The organism is Sinomonas albida (genome assembly GCF_004919045.1).
In the GTDB taxonomy this organism is placed as follows: domain Bacteria; phylum Actinomycetota; class Actinomycetes; order Actinomycetales; family Micrococcaceae; genus Sinomonas; species Sinomonas albida.
Map to the genome: position 1 here is coordinate 1 of NZ_SWDW01000033.1, position 1,363 is coordinate 1,363.

1 protein-coding gene is annotated in these 1,363 nt (G+C 69.3%); it reads right to left on the reverse strand.

Translation table 11 applies throughout. From position 1 onward, the window contains the following. Positions 1 to 30 precede the first annotated feature (30 nt). Positions 31 to 1,310, reverse strand: a protein-coding gene (locus E6A26_RS17495; protein WP_234865669.1) for an IS3 family transposase whose coding sequence is annotated in 2 segments (ribosomal slippage) — positions 31 to 1,022 and positions 1,022 to 1,310 — 1,281 coding nt in all. Because the reading frame shifts where the segments join, the coding sequence is not laid out codon by codon here. Between the last annotated feature and the right edge of the window lie 53 nt (positions 1,311 to 1,363).

Sequence of the window (1,363 nt, forward strand, 5' to 3'; positions counted from 1 at the left end):
GTGAACCGCCCCGGCGTGTCCGGAGACTTTCTAGTTTGAGGATCCGACGATTGCCGGGTCCGGTTGTCGAGTGTAGTAGGCGGCCTCCATCTCCGCCGGTGGGATGTCTCCGCAGTACCCGTAGAGGCGGCGGTGGTTGAACCAGTCGACCCATTCGGCGGTGGCGACCTCGACCTGCTCGATGGTCCGCCAGGGCCCGCGTGCCCTGATCAGCTCGGTCTTGTAGAGCCCGTTGACCGTCTCGGCGAGGGCGTTGTCGTATGAGGACCCGACGACCCCCATCGAGGGCCGGATCCCGTCGGCTGCGAGCCGCTCGCTGTAGGCAACGGAGGTGTACTGGCTGCCGTGGTCGTGGTGCTGGATCACCCCGGTCACGTCCCGTCCCTCCCGGGCCCGGGTCCAGACTGCGTGCTCGATGGCGTCCAGCACCAGCTGGGCGGTCATCGAGGTCGAGGTGCGCCAGCCGATGATCCGCCTCGCGTAGGCGTCGATGACGAACGCGACGTAGACCCAGCCGGCCCAGGTCGAGACGTAGGTGAAGTCCGCGACCCACAGGCGGTCCGGTGCCAGCGGGGCGAACTGGCGTCCGACGAGGTCGCGCGGCCGCTTCGCCGCGGGGTCGGCGACCGTGGTCCGCTTGATCTTGCCCCGGACGGCCCCGCGCAGCCCGAGCTCGCCCATGAGCCGCTCCACCGTGCACCGCGCGATCGGCGGCGCAGCCTCGGGGCGTTCGCGGTTCAGCTGGAGCCAGACCTTGCGCGCGCCGTAGACGCCGTAGTTCTCGGCGTGGATCCTCGCGACCATGGGCTTGAGCTCCGCGTCGCGTGCTTCGCGTTTGGAGGGCCTGCGGTCGCGGTGCTCGTAGTAGGTCGCTGGGGCGATCTTGCAGCCAAGCTCGGTGAGCTGGTCGCAGATCGTCTCGACTCCCCATCGCAGACCGTCCCCGTGGCGTTCTCCGGCGTGCTCGCCGATGAACCGCACGATCAGTGCTGTGGCCGGTCGAGCTCGGCCGCGAAGAAAGCCGAGGCGGCCTTGAGGATCGCGTTGGCCCGCCGCAGCTCGGCGTTCTCGCGCTTCAGTCGCTTCAGCTCCGCCGACTCCTCCGTCGTGGTCCCAGGCCGGCTCCCGGCGTCGACCTCGGCCTGCAGGCACCACTTGCGCACCGTCTCCGGGGTCCCTACCCCGAGCAGCCCCGCGACGTGGGTTATCGCCGCCCAGTCCGACTTGTGGTCGGCCCGGATCTCACCGACCATCCGCACCGCCCGCTCACGCAGCTCGGCCGGGTACCTCTTCGACGTATTCCCTGACATGACTCCATCCTTCCCAAGGAACGGAGTCTCCGGACACGCCGGGGCGGTTCAGG